This is a genomic window from Leifsonia araucanica, assembly GCF_051161895.1.
GTDB lineage: Bacteria > Actinomycetota > Actinomycetes > Actinomycetales > Microbacteriaceae > Leifsonia.
Genome location: NZ_JBMBTW010000002.1, coordinates 2,655,585 through 2,670,440, shown reverse-complemented (window position 1 = coordinate 2,670,440; position 14,856 = coordinate 2,655,585). Strand labels below are relative to the sequence as shown.

The 14,856-nt window shown below is 69.6% G+C and carries 21 protein-coding genes; 12 read left to right on the top strand and 9 right to left on the bottom strand.

Going from position 1 to position 14,856, the window contains the following annotated elements:
* Positions 1-4 precede the first annotated feature (4 nt).
* Together ACN6M5_RS12840 and ACN6M5_RS12835 are read right to left on the bottom strand one after the other, a co-directional pair.
* Entirely contained in the window at positions 5-274 is a 270-nt protein-coding gene (locus tag ACN6M5_RS12840) for a hypothetical protein (protein ID WP_085367301.1), read from the bottom strand.
* 103 nt (positions 275-377) lie between these two features.
* Positions 378-710 (bottom strand): hypothetical protein, encoded by a 333-nt coding sequence (locus tag ACN6M5_RS12835; RefSeq protein ID WP_434950408.1) that lies wholly within the window; start codon positions 708-710, stop codon positions 378-380.
* Between the two features lie 80 nt (positions 711-790).
* Between ACN6M5_RS12835 and ACN6M5_RS12830 the strand changes: the two genes are divergently transcribed.
* Together ACN6M5_RS12830 and ACN6M5_RS12825 are read left to right on the top strand one after the other, a co-directional pair.
* A complete protein-coding gene (locus ACN6M5_RS12830; RefSeq protein ID WP_434950406.1) occupies positions 791-1,582 on the top strand; it encodes a putative protein N(5)-glutamine methyltransferase in 792 nt (263 codons plus the stop codon).
* 32 nt (positions 1,583-1,614) lie between these two features.
* On the top strand, positions 1,615-2,454 hold the full coding sequence (locus ACN6M5_RS12825) for a TspO/MBR family protein (RefSeq protein WP_434950404.1): 840 nt from the start codon (positions 1,615-1,617) through the stop codon (positions 2,452-2,454).
* A gap of 6 nt (positions 2,455-2,460) precedes the next feature.
* Here the strand turns inward: ACN6M5_RS12825 and ACN6M5_RS12820 are convergent, their stop codons facing one another.
* Positions 2,461-3,882, bottom strand: coding sequence for a basic amino acid/polyamine antiporter (locus tag ACN6M5_RS12820; protein ID WP_434950402.1), 1,422 nt, complete (start codon positions 3,880-3,882; stop codon positions 2,461-2,463).
* A 98-nt stretch (positions 3,883-3,980) separates the two neighbouring features.
* Between ACN6M5_RS12820 and ACN6M5_RS12815 the strand changes: the two genes are divergently transcribed.
* The gene (locus ACN6M5_RS12815) at positions 3,981-4,901 is read left to right on the top strand and encodes an AEC family transporter (RefSeq protein WP_434950400.1); all 921 of its coding nucleotides are present in this window, start codon (positions 3,981-3,983) and stop codon (positions 4,899-4,901) included.
* 27 nt (positions 4,902-4,928) lie between these two features.
* Here the strand turns inward: ACN6M5_RS12815 and ACN6M5_RS12810 are convergent, their stop codons facing one another.
* Positions 4,929-5,441: a tetratricopeptide repeat protein gene (locus tag ACN6M5_RS12810; protein ID WP_434950398.1), complete on the bottom strand. Its 513-nt coding sequence runs from the start codon at positions 5,439-5,441 to the stop codon at positions 4,929-4,931.
* A gap of 97 nt (positions 5,442-5,538) precedes the next feature.
* On the opposite strand from ACN6M5_RS12810, the gene ACN6M5_RS12805 reads away from it, so the two are divergent.
* Together ACN6M5_RS12805 and ACN6M5_RS12800 are read left to right on the top strand one after the other, a co-directional pair.
* Positions 5,539-5,871 (top strand): YciI family protein, encoded by a 333-nt coding sequence (locus ACN6M5_RS12805; protein WP_434950396.1) that lies wholly within the window; start codon positions 5,539-5,541, stop codon positions 5,869-5,871.
* A 45-nt stretch (positions 5,872-5,916) separates the two neighbouring features.
* The gene (locus ACN6M5_RS12800; RefSeq protein ID WP_434950394.1) at positions 5,917-6,453 is read left to right on the top strand and encodes a hypothetical protein; all 537 of its coding nucleotides are present in this window, start codon (positions 5,917-5,919) and stop codon (positions 6,451-6,453) included.
* A 27-nt stretch (positions 6,454-6,480) separates the two neighbouring features.
* On the opposite strand, the gene ACN6M5_RS12795 is transcribed toward ACN6M5_RS12800, so the two are convergent.
* The gene (locus ACN6M5_RS12795) at positions 6,481-6,780 is read right to left on the bottom strand and encodes a hypothetical protein (protein WP_434950392.1); all 300 of its coding nucleotides are present in this window, start codon (positions 6,778-6,780) and stop codon (positions 6,481-6,483) included.
* Between the two features lie 84 nt (positions 6,781-6,864).
* Between ACN6M5_RS12795 and ACN6M5_RS12790 the strand changes: the two genes are divergently transcribed.
* Both ACN6M5_RS12790 and ACN6M5_RS12785 read left to right on the top strand, forming a co-directional pair.
* Positions 6,865-7,518, top strand: coding sequence for a TOPRIM nucleotidyl transferase/hydrolase domain-containing protein (locus ACN6M5_RS12790; RefSeq protein WP_434950390.1), 654 nt, complete (start codon positions 6,865-6,867; stop codon positions 7,516-7,518).
* A 106-nt stretch (positions 7,519-7,624) separates the two neighbouring features.
* The gene (locus tag ACN6M5_RS12785) at positions 7,625-8,194 is read left to right on the top strand and encodes an RBBP9/YdeN family alpha/beta hydrolase (RefSeq protein ID WP_434950388.1); all 570 of its coding nucleotides are present in this window, start codon (positions 7,625-7,627) and stop codon (positions 8,192-8,194) included.
* Between the two features lie 10 nt (positions 8,195-8,204).
* Here the strand turns inward: ACN6M5_RS12785 and ACN6M5_RS12780 are convergent, their stop codons facing one another.
* Entirely contained in the window at positions 8,205-8,516 is a 312-nt protein-coding gene (locus ACN6M5_RS12780) for a TetR family transcriptional regulator (RefSeq protein ID WP_085368379.1), read from the bottom strand.
* A 130-nt stretch (positions 8,517-8,646) separates the two neighbouring features.
* Here ACN6M5_RS12780 and ACN6M5_RS12775 point away from each other — a divergent pair, with 130 nt between their 5' ends.
* Positions 8,647-9,576, top strand: coding sequence for an aldo/keto reductase (locus tag ACN6M5_RS12775; protein ID WP_434950385.1), 930 nt, complete (start codon positions 8,647-8,649; stop codon positions 9,574-9,576).
* 158 nt (positions 9,577-9,734) lie between these two features.
* The gene (locus ACN6M5_RS12770) at positions 9,735-10,940 is read left to right on the top strand and encodes a hypothetical protein (protein WP_434950383.1); all 1,206 of its coding nucleotides are present in this window, start codon (positions 9,735-9,737) and stop codon (positions 10,938-10,940) included.
* A 51-nt stretch (positions 10,941-10,991) separates the two neighbouring features.
* Here the strand turns inward: ACN6M5_RS12770 and ACN6M5_RS12765 are convergent, their stop codons facing one another.
* Positions 10,992-11,201: a cold-shock protein gene (locus tag ACN6M5_RS12765; RefSeq protein WP_085368377.1), complete on the bottom strand. Its 210-nt coding sequence runs from the start codon at positions 11,199-11,201 to the stop codon at positions 10,992-10,994.
* 461 nt (positions 11,202-11,662) lie between these two features.
* Between ACN6M5_RS12765 and ACN6M5_RS12760 the strand changes: the two genes are divergently transcribed.
* Positions 11,663-12,520: a hypothetical protein gene (locus ACN6M5_RS12760; RefSeq protein ID WP_434950381.1), complete on the top strand. Its 858-nt coding sequence runs from the start codon at positions 11,663-11,665 to the stop codon at positions 12,518-12,520.
* Between the two features lie 15 nt (positions 12,521-12,535).
* Positions 12,536-12,769, top strand: coding sequence for a hypothetical protein (locus tag ACN6M5_RS12755; protein WP_434950379.1), 234 nt, complete (start codon positions 12,536-12,538; stop codon positions 12,767-12,769).
* Positions 12,770-12,775: 6 nt separating this feature from the next.
* On the opposite strand, the gene ACN6M5_RS12750 is transcribed toward ACN6M5_RS12755, so the two are convergent.
* Positions 12,776-13,690 carry a 5'-3' exonuclease gene (locus tag ACN6M5_RS12750; RefSeq protein ID WP_434952389.1) on the bottom strand — a complete coding sequence of 305 codons (915 nt, stop codon included), beginning with the start codon at positions 13,688-13,690 and terminating at the stop codon, positions 12,776-12,778.
* A 115-nt stretch (positions 13,691-13,805) separates the two neighbouring features.
* Positions 13,806-14,339, bottom strand: a complete 534-nt coding sequence (locus tag ACN6M5_RS12745) for an SRPBCC family protein (protein WP_434950377.1) — start codon at positions 14,337-14,339, stop codon at positions 13,806-13,808.
* 87 nt (positions 14,340-14,426) lie between these two features.
* Between ACN6M5_RS12745 and ACN6M5_RS12740 the strand changes: the two genes are divergently transcribed.
* Positions 14,427-14,831 (top strand): hypothetical protein, encoded by a 405-nt coding sequence (locus ACN6M5_RS12740; protein ID WP_434950375.1) that lies wholly within the window; start codon positions 14,427-14,429, stop codon positions 14,829-14,831.
* The last annotated feature ends 25 nt before the right edge of the window (positions 14,832-14,856 follow it).

Here is a 14,856-nt window from a genome sequence, read left to right as displayed (position 1 = left end):
TCGCTCAGTTCAGCGAGTCGAAGTCGAACCAGAAGGCGTCGTCGTCGTCCGACCCGCCGTCTCCCGGATCGCGCGGGATGGTGGCCGTCTCAATCCTGACTTTCGTCTGCGCCGTGACGAACACCTCGCTGGGCGGCCTGCTCGATTGGGTGATCTGAATGAAATCACCATCGGATCGGCTCGCCTTGACGACACTGCTCTTCAGCTCCTCCACGGGAGCACGGTCGACGAAGGTGAACCGGAGGTCGTCGATGTAGACGTGGAACACCTGCATGCCCTCTCCCGTGTCCTTAGCTATCTCGTCGTGATAGTACGCGGCGTTTCCGGATGCGCCAGTGCATCGGGAGAACTTTCGGAAGCTGCCAGGAAACTCGGCATCAGAGATAGTCCAAGTCGAGGTCGTCCGACTCTTCCGTTCCCTTCGTGACGAACCCGGCCTTGGTGCCCAGCGCTGCCACCTTCTTCTCGAACGAGTCCACGAACTCCTCGTCCACGAATTCGTCTGCCCCCGGCAGGTGCTCCGCGAGGATCTGGCTGGCCGGACCGAGCACGAGCAGCACCTCGGTGACCGCCCCGTCCTCTCCGACAGCAGGCACCGACAGCTCCGCAGCCGTCCGATGCTCCGCCAGTGCCGCGGCGTAACGCAGTATCACGTCGGCGATCGCGTCACCGGTCACCATGGACCCGCTCGCATAGTGGATGCGTTTCATAGACCATCCATACCGCCTGAGCCGGTCAGGTCAAGGTCTTGTGCCGACGCCCGGTTCGGGATTCTGTCGCGCGAGCTAGCATGACGAGCGTGACAGACCCCCATCCGGATCCCGCCATCGTCGCCCGTCTCCGCGCGGCGGGATGCGTGTTCGCCGAGGACGAGGCGCGCCTCATCGCGGAGGCGGCCATGGACGCCGACCAGCTGGAAGACCTGGTCGCCAAGCGGGTCTCCGGCCTTCCGCTGGAGCCGCTGATCGGCTGGGCGGAGTTCTGCGGCCTGCGCATCCGGGTGGCCCCCGGTGTCTTCGTGCCCAGGCATCGCACCGAGTTCCTGGTGGAGCAGGCGGTGGCACTCGCGGCCCCGGATGCGGTGGTGCTCGACCTCTGCTGCGGCGCCGGTGCGATCGGCGCTGCCATCGCATCCAGAGTCGGAGACGGCGTCGAGCTGGTCGCCTGCGACATCGAGCCGGCGGCCGTGCGCTGTGCGCGGGAGAACATCGAGCCGAGGGGCACGGTGTACGAGGGCGACCTGTTCGACGCGCTCCCCGTCTCCCTGCGCGGGCGGGTGGATGTGCTCGCGGTGAACGCGCCGTACGTCCCGACCGAGGCCATCGCGTTGATGCCTCCGGAGGCTCGCCTGTACGAGCCGGCCGTCGCGCTCGACGGAGGCGCCGACGGGCTAGCCGTGCAGCGTCGCGTCGCGGCTGAGGCCGGTGCGTGGCTGGCTCCCGGCGGTTCGCTGCTGATCGAGACGAGCGGCGAGCAGGCGGCCCGGACGGCCGCGCTGTTCGAGGAGGCCGGGCTGCTGGTGCGCACGGTCGCGTCCGACGAGTACGACACGACCGTCGTGGTGGCCACGTCGTCCCGTTGATATCTAGCCGGGCTAGGGATATCGTGACCGGCATGTCGACCACCGCTGTCACCGACGCCGCCACCGCGACCCGACCTGTCGCCGCCGACCGGGTGCGCCAGGTCGCCGTGGTCGTCGGCGCCGTCCTCGCCGTGATCGGCGCGTTCGTCGGCTCGGGAGCGGCGGGAGGCACCCCCATCCAGAAGGCGGCGGGCGGAGCGCTCAGCGCAGACGCCACCATGCTCTCCCCGGCGGGCCCCGCCTTCTCGATCTGGTCGGTGATCTACCTCGGCCTCCTCGGCTACGCCATCTGGCAGGCGCTCCCGTCGCAGGCCGCCAAGACCCGCCAGCGCCGCATCGGATACTGGATGCTCGCCTCGCTGCTCCTCAACGCCGCCTGGATCCTGAGCGTGCAGTTCGGGATGCTCGCCCTCTCCGCGGTGCTCATCGCCGCGCTGCTCGTGGTGCTGATCGTGGCGTTCGTGCTGCTGCAGCGCATCCCGGGCGGAACGACGGCCGACGCGATCCTGTTCGACGGCGCCACCGGCCTCTACCTCGGCTGGGTGATGGTCGCGACGGTCGCCAACGTCACCAGCCTGCTCGTCGCCGCCGGCTTCGACGGCTTCGGCTGGAGCCCGCACGCCTGGGGCATGGCGCTCGTGGTGGTCGCCGCCATCCTCGGCCCCGCCCTGGCGATCTGGGACCGCGGCAGGCTGACGCCCGCCATCGCGAGCGCGTGGGGCCTCGCCTGGATCGGCGTGTCCCGGCTCACCGGCACGCTGGAGTCCGCGCCCGTCGCCATCACGGCCATCGCAGCGGCGGTCGTGCTGCTGATGATCGCCGTCGCGGTCCGGGTCTCGGGGCGCGGCCGCTCGGCCGTGGATCTCGGGTGACGCTCCCTAGATCGTGATCCAGCCGGCCGCGAGCGAGACGATCGCCGCGACCGCCAGCAACACGGCCAGGACGCAGAGCACCGCCTCGAACGGCCGGAACACCCGCAGGCCGCGTTCCCGCCGCGCCGCGACGAACAGCAGCGTGCCCGGGGCGTAGATGATGAACGTCAGCAGCAGGTAGCCCGGCCCGGCGGCGACGATCAGGAACAGCGTGTAGACGGTCGCGATGATCGCCACCGTCAGCCCGCGGCGGCTGCGACCGCCCGGATCGTCGCCGGCCCGCGTCTCGAGCTTCAGCGCGTACCCGGCCGTCAGCACATACGGGATGAGCGCGAGCGAGCTGCACAGGCTCAGCATGAACTGGAAGGCGTTCTCCGAGAACAGCGTCACGATCAGCAGCGCCTGAACCAGCAGGGTCGTCAGCACCAGCGCGGCCACCGGGACGCCGCGCCTGCTCACCGCCGCCAGGAAGCGGGGAGCGTCCTCGTTCTTCGCCGAGGTGAACAGCACCTCGGACGCCATCAGCGTCCAGGACAGGTATGCGCCGAGCACCGAGACCACGAGACCGACGCTGATCAGCGTGTACCCCCACGGCCCGACGATCACCTGCAGCACGCTCGCGACGGACGGCTCGCGCATCCCGCCGATCTCCGCCCGCGGAGCGACACCGAACGACAGCACCGTGATGAGCACGAACAGGCACAGCACGCTGAGGAACCCGAGCAGCGTGGCGCGGCCGACGTCGCGGCGGCTCTTCGCGTAGCGGGAGTACACGGACGCGCCCTCGACGCCGAGGAACACGAAGACGGTCAGCAGCATCGTCTTCTGGATCTGCCCGAACAGCGACGACGCATCCGGGCTTCCCGTGCCCCACAGGTTGAGCGTGAAGGTGTCCCAGTTGAAGCCGATGGCCACGACGATCACGAGGAAGATCACCAGCGGGACCACCTTGGCGACGGCCACGATGGTGTTGATGAACGCCGCCTGCGGCACCCCGCGCCGGATCAGCAGGAAGAACCCCCACACGCCCACCGTCGACACGGCGACGGCAAGCACGGTGTTCCCCGCCCCGAACGCCGGGAACAGGGCGCCGATGGTCGAGCCGATGAGCAACCAGTACGTGACGTTCCCCGCGCATCCACTCGCCCAGTAGCCGAACGCGGAGAAGAACCCGACGTAGTCGCCGAACCCGGCCTTGGCGTACGCGTAGATGCCGGAGTCGAGCGCCGGCTTCCGCACAGCCAGCCGCTGGAAGACGAACACGAGCGTGAGCATCCCGGCGCCGGCGATGGCCCACGCGACGATGGCGCCGATCGCGCCGGTCGCCCCGGCGAACGTCCCAGGCAGCGAGAACACGCCGGCCCCGACCATCGAGCCGACGACCATGCCGGCCAGGACGAGCACAGAAAGCTTGCGCGTTTGAGTCACGTGCAGACATTTTACGTTTCTTTCGCGGCGGCCGTTGCCGCCCCTCGCGCCAGCACGTGCCGAAAGGCAACGGACGGCAACGGCCGTATGGTGGAGGGATGGGCGGAGTGGTGATCGGGTTCGCGATCATCGCGTTCGTGATCGCCGTCGGCTACCTGGCAGGGCGGCTGGGCATCGGCGGGCCGCAGGCGTCGTTCGTCCTCAACAGGATCGCCTTCTTCGTCACCAACCCCGCGCTGCTGTTCGTCACCCTGGCCAGGGCAGACCTGCACGTCGTGTTCTCCGCGCAGCTGCTCATCTCCGGGGTCGCCGCCATCTCCGCCGCCGGATTGTTCGTGCTGCTCTCGCGCCTCTTCTTCCGGCGAGGGGCGGCTGAGACCACCATCGGCGCGCTCGGAGCCGGGTACGTCAACGCCAACAACATCGGCCTGCCCGTGGCCGTCTACGTGCTGGGCAGTGCGACATACGTCGCTCCGGTGCTGCTGCTGCAGCTGATCGTGTTCGCGCCGATCGCCCTCACCGTGCTCGACATCACCTCGCGCTCGTCGGTGTCCGTGCGCTCCATCCTCACGCAGCCGGTCCGCAACCCGATGATCATCGCCTCGGTGCTCGGCATCCTGATCAACCTCAGCGGCCTCCGGTTGCCGGATGCGGTGTTCCAGCCGTTCGTGCTGCTCGGCGGGGCCGCCGTGCCCCTGGTGCTGATGGCGTTCGGAATGTCGCTGCACGGCTCACGCCCGCTGCACGCCGACCACGGCAGGATCGAGATCCTCACCGCCTCGGTCATCAAGGCGGCGGTCATGCCGCTGATCGCGTTCCTGGTCGCCTGGCTCGGGTTCGGGATGCACGGGCACGCGCTGTTCGCCGCCGTCGCGCTCGCCGCACTGCCCGCTGCCCAGAACGTCTACAACTTCGCCGCCCGCTACGAGCGCGGGATGACCCTGGCGCGGGACGTGGTGCTGCTCACGACGCTGTTCGCGGTGCCCGCCCTGCTGCTGATCGCGGCGCTGCTGGCGTAGCCGCGCCGCTGCGCGCTCCGCGCACCGTCAGCCGCGGTCGAGCGAGTGCAGGTACTCTGCGTTGCCGCGGATCGCCGCCTCGTAGCGCAGCAGGTCCTCCGTCCGGATGTGGTCGACGGCCAGCTCCATCAGCTCGGCCACCGCCGCGTCGCTGCGCCCGGCCGCGTGCAGAGAGAGCGCGTGCCACATCCGCACAGACTTGGACTTCGGGTACAGCGCGAGCGCCTGCTCGAGGGCCGCGAGCGACTCGTCGAACCTGCCCAGGTTCCGCAGCGTGCTGCCGTACTGCAGCAGGCAGCGGCGGAGCGTGTCCCCGGTGAGCCCGGCATCCATCGCCTGCTCGTAGTAGCCGAGCGCCGTCTCCTCCTCGCCGGCGGTGTCGTACGAGCCGCCGACGTCGTACAGCACGTACGCGTTGCCTGGGTTCTCGGCGAGCACCTCCAGGAAGGCGTCGATGGTCGGCTGCATGTTCTGCCTGTCCCGCTTGTCGAAGATGTCGCGCAGCTGCTGTTCGAGGCGCGGGGTGACGTGGGCGACCATGCTCTTCCTGTTCCTGTCGGGGTGAGGCCACCATACGTCGAAATCCGGCCGTCCCGTTCGACGCAGTACCGTAACGTCACCCTTCAGGAGGCACGGAATGCGCTACTTGTTTCTGATCACCACCGCGCTCGACGGCGAACCGTACCGCGAGAGCGAGGACACCATCGCCGACTGGATCGCCGAGGTGGATGCGCGCGGCAGGGAGCCGGAGGGCGACCGCCTGCGCCCCATCGAGGAGGCGAAGACCGTCCGCGTGCGCGGCGGCAGGCTCTACGTGACGGACGGCCCGTTCGCCGAGACCAAGGAGTGGGTGGCGGGCTACGACGTCATCGACTGCGACTCGATGGACGCCGCCGTCGACCTGGCATCGCGGCATCCGATGGCGCGGTTCGGCCGCATCGAGGTGCGGGAGCTCTGGCCGCTGGACTGAGCGTTCGGCGGGCTGGACTCTCGGCCTGCTGAGTATTCTCGTTGCGTGGAGCAGACGAGCGGGGACGACGCAGCGGTGACGCTCATCCGGTCGACGCTCGCCGAGGCGGTGCGACGACTGGATGCGGCGGGCGCGCGCGACGAGGCGCTGGCCGAGTTCGTGCCGAGGCACCGGAAGCTGCTCATCACCCGCGAGCCTGTGCTGCGGCCGGTGGGCCGGGTGTGGCGGCTGGGCGTGCTGCTGCTCGACAGGCAGGGCGTGCTGCGCGCGACAGGGGCGATCATCCGCGCCACCGCGCCCGGGCGGCCCGCGTACCAGTCGCAGTCCGCCGAGACGAGGCGCGCGTACCGGGCAGCGGCGCAACGCGGGCACTTCCCGGACGGAGAGGCCGTCAACTACGACGCGGCGATCATCGACCTGGATGCGGCGAGCCTGCGCGCATCCACCGGCCCCGTGTTCGTACGCGACGGACGCGCCCTGGTGCGCTGGAACGCGACGACACCGGATGCCGATGCCGTCGCGTTCGACGGGTATCTCGCCGAGCGGGTCGGCCTGCTGACGGACCCGCCGCAGGGCGCCTGAGCGCCCGCGCGCCTGAGCGCCGCGCGACTACGCCCCGCTGGTGCTCGTGCTGCCCGTGCTGGTGCTGCCCGTGCTGGAGCTGCTGCTCTTGCCGGTGATGTCGTCGAGCTTGCCGCTGGCCTTGTCGACCAGGTCGCTCGCGCGGTCGCCGAGTTCGGACGCCGCCTTGCCTGCGAGGTCGCGGACGTCGCCCTTCACCTGCTGAACAGGGTCGGAGTGCGTGAACCCGCTGACCTGACGCTTGATGGTGTCGTAGGTCTTGCGCCCTGACCGGGACCCGAGCACGAAGCCAACGGCCGCGCCTGCCAGGAAAATGATTACCTTCATCGTCGTCCTCTCCGTGGTGGTTGTTCCACGCACCGTACGCGCCCCGCCGTCGATGGGAAGGGGGCACGGTGCCAGAATGGCTGCGTGACGGAGCCGTCGAGCGTCCGGCCCTCGGAGGGTGGCTCGCGCACCGCAGAGGTGCGTGCGTTCGAGCACGCCGTGTCAGCGTGGGCGGCAGGCGTCGCGCCCCCTCCCGTCGCGCCCCCTCCGGTTGGCGGCGGCGGCATCGACACCGCCATCCTGGTCGAGGGGGCGAGTGACCGGGCAGCGGTCGAGGCGCTCGCCGAACTGCACGGCAGGGAGCTGCCGGGCGAGGGCTGGGCCGTGCTTCCGATGGGCGGTGCGATGAGCATCCGCAGGTTCGTGGCCATGCTCGGACCGAACGGGATGGGCGTGGCGCTCCGCGGCCTGTGCGACGCCGGCGAGGTGCGGTTCTTCCACTGGGCGGGGATGCGCGCCTCCGACATCCACGTCTGCCACCCCGATCTGGAGGGCGAGCTGATCGGCGCCCTCGGCGTCCGCGGCGTCGAGGAGGTGCTGGCCGGCGAGGGCGATCTGCGGCTGTTCCGGATGTTCCAGCAGCAGCCCGCGCAACGCCTCCGCCCGGTGGAGCAGCAGCTGCACCGGTTCCTCGGCACGACGTCCGGGCGCAAGGAGCACTACGGGCGTGCCCTCGTGCTGGCGCTCCCGGCGGAGCGGGTGCCGGGGCCGCTGCAGGCGCTGCTCGCGCGCGAGTGACCCGGGCGCACTCGCCACGCACGCCCTGCATCGGGGTCATCTGCCATCATGCTGGGTTACGAGAACTCCGATCGCCGGTCGGGGCGGATGGAAGACGGGGTGGCAGGTGATCGGTCACGTGATCGTTCCCGGTATCGGGGGCTCCGACGCAACGCACTGGCAGACGCGGTGGCAGCAGCAGTGGGGTGCTGATGCCGTCCGCATCGAGCCGGTGTCGTGGTCGCATCCGGAGCTCGGTGACTGGGTCACCGCGATCGAGCGAGCCGTGCGCGCCATCGAGCCGCGGGTCGACGGGATCGCGCTGGTCGCGCACAGCCTCGGCTGCTGGGCCGTGTCCGAGTGGCTGCGCCATGCACCCGTCGAGCGGCCGATCGGGGCGTTCTTCGTTGCGCCGCCGGATCCGGCGGGTGAGGCGTTCCCTGCTCGGGATGCTCCGACCTTCGTCTCTCTCCGAGAGCACCGGCTGCCGTGTGCGAGCGTGGTGGTCGCGAGCGCGGACGACCCGTACTGCGACCGCCGGAGGGTTGACGAGCTGGCGGACGGCTGGGGGAGTGGTCTCCTTGTGGCGGGCAGCATCGGGCACATCAACTCCGCCAGCGGGATCGGAGACTGGGCGACCGGCAAGGACGCCCTCGACCGCCTTGAATCCCGGCTCGCCGAGTCGGCGAGCACGTGATCCGGAGAGGTCACGCGGTCAGCGCGTGCGCCTCCCTCGTCGCCTCGACCGTGCTTTCCTGCCGGATCGAGAACGCGTTGTCGTCGCGCACGAGCAGCAGCTCGACGCCGTGCTGGTGGCGCAGCACGACGAGTGCCGAGCTGTCCGTTTCGAGCACGCGCTCGACCTGGCGCAGGAAGATGCGCGCCATCTCGTCGCTCACGCGGAAGTCGCGGCCGAGAGCGTGCACGATGTAGCAGGGCGCGGCTGCCGGGCGCGCCTCGAGGTGGGTCTCCGCGCGGAAGCGGTCGCACGCGCGTTGGTCTGCGTGGGAAATCGTCATGGGTCCTCCGTCGACGTCGGATCACGAACGGTAGGCCGTTCCCCGCGGGGGGTATAGGGGTTGCGCGCGGACCGTACTCATGCATCCGGTGGCGGGAGCGCGCATCCGGTGGTGGGAGCAGAATAGGCCCATGAAGACTTTCACCCTTCCGAACACCACCGTCGAAACCTCGAACATCATCCTCGGCCTGATGCGGATCACCCCGCTCGACGACGAGCAGATCCGCAGCCTGGTGCGGTCGGCCAGGGATGCGGGGATCACCATGTTCGACCACGCCGACATCTACGGCGATGTGCGGCACGGCTGCGAGACGCGGTTCGGGGACGCGGGGGCCATTCCGGCGTCGGAGCGCGACCAGGTGCAGATCCAGTCGAAGGTGGGCATCAGGGACGGCTACTTCGACTTCTCCCGCGAGCACATCCTGACCACCGTCGACGAGTCCCTCTCCGCTCTCAAGACCGACTACCTCGACCTGCTGCTCCTGCACCGCCCGGACACGCTGGTCGAGCCGGACGAGGTCGCCGCCGCCTTCGACGAGCTGTTCGAGTCCGGCAAGGTCCGCAACTTCGGCGTCTCCAACCAGACCCCCGGCCAGATCGAACTGCTCAAGCGTTCTGTGCGCCAGCCGATCGTGGTCAACCAGGTGCAGCTCAGCATCACCCACTCCCCGCTGATCGCCCAGGGCATCGCCGCCAACATGGCCGCCCTCGACCAGTCCATCGACCGCGACAACGGCATCCTCGACTACAGCCGCCTCAACGACATCACCCTGCAGGCCTGGTCCCCGTTCCAGAAGGGCTTCTTCGACGGCGTCTTCCTCGGCGACCGCGAGAACTACGCCGAACTGAACGAGGTGATCGACGGGCTCGCGGCGAAGTACGACGTGCAGCCCGCCGCCATCGCCGTCGCCTGGATCACCAGGCACCCCGCCAACATGCAGGTCGTGCTCGGCACCACGAACGTGCACCACCTGCTCGACTCCGCGGCCGGAAGCGACGTGCCGCTCACCCGCGAGGAGTGGTACCGCCTGTTCACGACGGCGGGGCACATCCTGCCGTAGCGGGCGACCGTAGCGCCGGCCGGTCGCAGCGTCGGCCGGTCGTAGCGGACGGGCTGCCGTGGCGGGCGCGCATCCACTCGCCACGCACGCATGAGCAGGCCAGCGTGTCGGCGGGGCATCCACTCGCAACGCATGCATTCGCGGGCTACCGTCGGAGGGTGCAGGTCGATTCGCTTCCGGCGCCGCTGCGCGATCTCGCGTCGCGGCTGTGGTTGTGGCGCGTCGCCTCCGCACGGTCGCGCACCATCCGGCCGATGGATGCACCGCAGGCGTACGCCTCTGGACGCGACAGCATCCGGATGCTCGTCGTCGGCTCCGGCCCGGCCGCCGGCTGGGGCGTGGGCAGTCACGACCTCGCGCTGCCGGGCGCCCTCGCCCGCGCGATGGCCGCGACCACCGGGCGGGGCGTCGTCGTCGACGTGCTCGCCGGCGCGGACATCGGCGTGCGCACGCTGCGGTCGACGCTCGCAGACGCCGACCTGTCCCGGTATGCGGCGATCGTCGTCAGTGTGACCATGACGGACGCGCTGCACCGGGCGGACCCCGTGCGCTGGGAGGGCAGGATGCGGTCGGCGCTCGACCACATCCGGTCGCGGTCGCAGGGTGTCGTGGTGTGGCTCGGGAGTCAGCCGATCCGTTCGGTGCGGCCGTACGACAACGAGTACGGCGACATCGTGCAGCGGTCGGCGACCGACCTGAACAGGCGGGCGGCCGCGGTGTGCGCCGACACCGACCTGGCCGTGTTCGTCCCGCTGGCCGCACCGCCGCACAACGACAGCGCCCGCCACCGCACCCCGGCCGACTACCTGTTCTGGGCGCGGCAGATCGCCGACGTGATCGCCCCGGACGTCGCCGACGTGATCAGCCCCATCCCGCCGGCGCCCGCGGAAGACAGGGTGGACGCCATCGCGAGGCTGCGGCTCCACGAGCGGGGCCCGGATGCGCGCCTCGACGGGATCGTCGGCACCGCCCGCCGCACCCTGCAGTCGGACATCGCGCTGTTCTCGGTGCTCGACGACGAGAAGCAGTGGCATCTGGCGTCGAGCGGCACGCAACTGACCGAGTTCCCGCTGGAGGAGTCGGTGTGCGTGTACACGATCGCCACCGACGACGGCATGGTCATCCCGAACGCGGAAGAGGATCCGCGGTTCGCGGAGAACGACATGGTGACCGGGCCCGCGCACCTGCGCTTCTACGCCGGATATCCGGTGGAGGCGCCGGACGGGACGCGCATCGGCGCGATCTGCGTCTTCGGCCGGACGGCGAGGGACCCTGCGGAGTCGGAGACGGATCTCGACGTGCTCCGCGAGCTTGCACTGCTCGCCCAGCGCGAGCTGTGGCGCTGGGAGCCGGGCGAGCAGTAGGCGACGGGAAGGACGGCTGAGCCGTCCCGCCCGCGCCCGAAGCGCGAAACCCTAGAGGGCGCGGATGTTCTCCGCCTGCGGGCCCTTGGGGCCGTTCGCGGTGTCGAACTCGACCTTCTGGTTCTCTTCGAGGTTGCGGTGTCCGGCGTTGCCGCCGACGATCGCGCTGTGGTGCGCGAAAACATCCTTCGTGCCGTCATCGGGCGCGATGAACCCGAATCCCTTTTCGGAGTTGAACCATTTGACGGTGCCGGTGGCCATATCGTCATTCCCTTTTATTCGTGTTGCGGGCCACGCGATGCGACCCGTCGACCGCGCCGGTGACGACGCGGACGGTGGATGCGCGAACCGTATCGACGGTGCGCGCGAGCTGAGCTGCCCTGGATGCGGTCGGCGGCGGCGATGCCGGGCGAGCGCTGGTGGGCTGAAGTGTGCGGTGAATGTCCGTTCGGCAGCGGATCGCTGCGAAGAAACGGCCAGAAGAACGCCGGACGCTGCCTGAGAGCTTAGCGCCCCTTGGTGAGAGCCTGCCGTACGCGGTCGAGCGAGCCGCCGAGGCCGGCATGAGGGGAAAAAGGATTCTAAAATTTAACGTAATGAATCTGGCGTATCGAACTAATGTAGACGGCACGGCTTGAAGCAGCGCAGCGTAGCGTCCGGCCGCGAACGAGGGACTTGATATGACGTCTCGATTCCGCCAATGGCGCCGGTCGGCTGTGGGCATGACCGTTGCCTTCGCTCTGGTCACCGGCGTCGGCTTCTCGGCGCCTGCCGCGGCCTCGTTCGTCCCCGACGATGTCGTGTTAGCGGAACACGCACTCGATGATTTGGGGTTGTTGGCTTCTCAGCGAATGGGGCGCAGCGATCAGGCGCCGACTCCCTCCGGATCACTGGATGCGGAGCGCGGTCTCGTCGTGCGCGACGGGGCAGGAGAAGTGGCGTTTCGTCCACACTCCGACCACGAGGGGGTGCTGTCTCCGAGCGGACGCGCCCTCGTGTATTCGGAGTCTCGGTCGCACAGCGTCGCTCTGACGGGCACAGCGACGGCGGCGGACGCCGGGTATGTCGTCATCAACGATGCCTCGGCGCCCGATTCCTATGCTTTCGAGTTCGAGGCCAACGGGCATCCGGCGATTCTGGAGTTGGTGGGAGGACGGGTATTGGTGAAGGACGCGGCAGGCGATGTCGTCACCATGCTCTCTCCAGCGTGGGCGGTCGACGCCTACGGTCGGCAGCTCCGAACCTCGTACAGCGTGAACGGAGACGTTCTGACCCAACGGGTGGAGCACCGCGGGGCCGCATACCCGGTCGTCGCGGACCCTCGGGTGGCGTGCAGCGGACTCTTCTGCACGCTCGAACTGACCAAGCGCGAGACGGCGCAGTTAGCCGATAACGCACTGAACGCGGGAGTGGTGTGCGGTGTTACCGGGCCGGCTGTCGTGCTGTGTACTGCTGCGGTGATCGGCGGGTGGGCGCAGGCGAACATCGCGCGGAACACCGGCCAGTGCTTCGGAACCCTCTGGGCGAGCTATCCGCTTCCGAACAACTTCCACAATGTGTACCTTCGCTGCTACGCCTAGAGGACGGTGAATTCGATGCCCATCGACGAATCGAAGCGGACGGGGGACCCGTTCCGCAACGCGGTCAAGACGGGTGCGTTCGCGTGGATCTACTGGCTCCTGACCGCTGCGGCGATGATCGCGACTGTTGCCGCCGTGTTCGGCGACACGCACCAGCGGATCGTCACAGGAGCGATCGCCTTCCCGGTGATCGTCGCCCTCGCGATTGCGCGATTCATTGTGGCCGCGAGGATTCGGCGGCAGCGGTAGGGGCGGCTAGCGCCCCTTGGTGAGAGCCTGCCGTACGCGGTCGAGCGAGCCGCCGAGGCCCCACTTCTCGGACAGCTGCTCGAGGGCGGCGCTCCGCTCGTCGTCGGGGGCCTGGATGCGCGCATCCACGGTCGGCAGGTCGAGGTCGCGCACCACTTCGACCACGCGGGGTGCGACCTTCAGGTAGTCGGCGGCCGCCTCGAAGCGGGCGCGCATCGGCGCCTTCATGCTGCTGGCCGGGTCGGCTGCCGCCGCGAGGATGCCGTCGAGGTCGCCGTACTCGGTGAGGAGGGTCATCGCCGTCTTCTCGCCGATGCCGGCGACACCGGGCAGGCCGTCGGAGCTGTCACCGCGCATCACCGCGAAGTCCGCGTACTGCTGCGGCCGGATCCCGTACTTGCCGACCACAACCGACTCGGTCAACGTCTCCAGGTTGCTCATGCCGCGGGCCGTGTAGATGACCCGGACGTCTGCGGCGTCGTCGACGAGCTGGAACAGGTCGCGGTCGCCGGTGACCACATCCACCGGATGCGCCTGGCCGGTCGCGAGCGTGCCGATCACGTCGTCCGCCTCGTGCTGCGCAGCGCCGACGATGGGGATGCCGAGCGCGTCCAGCACCTCCCGGATGATCGGGACCTGCGTCACCAGCGCCTCCGGCGTCTCCTCCACATCCACGCCGTCCGGAACCTCGCGCGCCACCCGGTGGGCCTTGTAGCTCGGGATGAGGTCGACCCGCCAGCGAGGACGCCAGTCGTCGTCCCAGCACGCCACCAGCTCGTCCGGACCGAAGTCGGTGACCAGCTTGGCGATGATGTCGAGGAAGCCGCGGACGGCGTTCACGGGGGTGCCGTCCGGCGCGCGGACTGTGTCAGGAACCCCGTAGAACCCGCGGAAATACAGGGAAGCACTGTCCAGAAGCATCGTTCGCCCGGTCACGCCCCCGATCCTCCCACGGCGGGCGGGGTGGGCGCGAGGGGGTGGATGCGCGTGGCGGTGTGCGGACAGGCGCGCGGACAGGTGCGCGCGTGGATGCGCGTCACAGCGACGCGGGAAGCCGGTCGATCGTCTGCGACCACCCCGCGTAGCAGTCGATGGCGTCCCACTCAGCGCGCTGCGCGTCGGTGAGGTGGCCGGGGAGTGCCTGGCGCAGGCGCAGCTCGGTGCGGTCGCCGGGCAGCGGGATGAGGGTGATGGTCACGCGCGGGACGTCCACGGTGTCGCGGGTCGACGCATCCACCGGGAGTTCGGGCCAGCCGCCGACCGCACCCCAGTCGAACACGAGGCGCTCGCCGGGCACGAGCTCGCGGTAGATGCCGCCCGTGACGTAGCTGGTGTCGTCGTCGACGATCATCTGCTGGCGCCACGCACCACCGACGGTCGCGTCGGCGACGATCGGCTCGGTGACCTCGCCGTTGCCGCTGAAGAACCAGCCGAGGTGCTCCGGCTCCGTCCACGCCGCGAACACGCGTTCGGGCGGGGCGTCGAACGTCCGCGCCACCGTGAACGCCCTGGCCGTGTCGTCGCCGTCGCGGTCGTCGCTCGTGCTGTCCCTGCCACCGTCGTCGCTCATCGTGTCCCCTCCACGGCCGATCCTCGCACGCCGCGCGGCGGTGTCGATAGGGTGAGATGACCGCCGCCCAGACCGAGAGGCCCACCTGTGTCCGATCTCCGCCCGATCTCCGCAGCCCCCAGCATCCTCCGCGCCTCTTTCTGGCTGTGGATCGTCAGCGCTGCCGTCTCCTTCCTGGCCGGGATCGTCGGCGTGGTCGCGTCCGTGCAGGCCGGCGCATCCGGATCTGCCGCCACCGCCGTGCTGTCCGGCACGGTCGTCGGCGCGATCGTCGGTGCCGGCCTCCGCGTCGTCATCGCCGTCTTCCTGGCGAAGGGCGTCAGCTGGGCGCGCATCATCCTCACCATCCTGGGCGCCCTGACGATCCTCACCTCGCTGCCCTCGCTGTTCGTCGGAGACCTGCTGGGCATCCTGCTCCTCGCGCTCACCCTCGCGGCCGGCATCATGATGTGGTCGCCCGCCGCGTCCGCATACCTGCGCCGCCGCTACTGACGGTCGCGAAACACCAGTAACTGTC

Coding starts and splice junctions, on each gene's coding strand:
- ACN6M5_RS12840 (WP_085367301.1), bottom strand. CDS start 274: ATGCAGGTGTTCCACGTCTACATCGACGACCTCCGGTTCACCTTCGTC.
- ACN6M5_RS12835 (WP_434950408.1), bottom strand. CDS start 710: ATGAAACGCATCCACTATGCGAGCGGGTCCATGGTGACCGGTGACGCG.
- ACN6M5_RS12830 (WP_434950406.1), top strand. CDS start 791: ATGACGAGCGTGACAGACCCCCATCCGGATCCCGCCATCGTCGCCCGT.
- ACN6M5_RS12825 (WP_434950404.1), top strand. CDS start 1,615: ATGTCGACCACCGCTGTCACCGACGCCGCCACCGCGACCCGACCTGTC.
- ACN6M5_RS12815 (WP_434950400.1), top strand. CDS start 3,981: ATGGGCGGAGTGGTGATCGGGTTCGCGATCATCGCGTTCGTGATCGCC.
- ACN6M5_RS12810 (WP_434950398.1), bottom strand. CDS start 5,441: ATGGTCGCCCACGTCACCCCGCGCCTCGAACAGCAGCTGCGCGACATC.
- ACN6M5_RS12805 (WP_434950396.1), top strand. CDS start 5,539: ATGCGCTACTTGTTTCTGATCACCACCGCGCTCGACGGCGAACCGTAC.
- ACN6M5_RS12795 (WP_434950392.1), bottom strand. CDS start 6,780: ATGAAGGTAATCATTTTCCTGGCAGGCGCGGCCGTTGGCTTCGTGCTC.
- ACN6M5_RS12780 (WP_085368379.1), bottom strand. CDS start 8,516: ATGACGATTTCCCACGCAGACCAACGCGCGTGCGACCGCTTCCGCGCG.
- ACN6M5_RS12775 (WP_434950385.1), top strand. CDS start 8,647: ATGAAGACTTTCACCCTTCCGAACACCACCGTCGAAACCTCGAACATC.
- ACN6M5_RS12765 (WP_085368377.1), bottom strand. CDS start 11,201: ATGGCCACCGGCACCGTCAAATGGTTCAACTCCGAAAAGGGATTCGGG.
- ACN6M5_RS12760 (WP_434950381.1), top strand. CDS start 11,663: ATGACCGTTGCCTTCGCTCTGGTCACCGGCGTCGGCTTCTCGGCGCCT.
- ACN6M5_RS12755 (WP_434950379.1), top strand. CDS start 12,536: ATGCCCATCGACGAATCGAAGCGGACGGGGGACCCGTTCCGCAACGCG.
- ACN6M5_RS12750 (WP_434952389.1), bottom strand. CDS start 13,690: ATGCTTCTGGACAGTGCTTCCCTGTATTTCCGCGGGTTCTACGGGGTT.
- ACN6M5_RS12745 (WP_434950377.1), bottom strand. CDS start 14,339: ATGAGCGACGACGGTGGCAGGGACAGCACGAGCGACGACCGCGACGGC.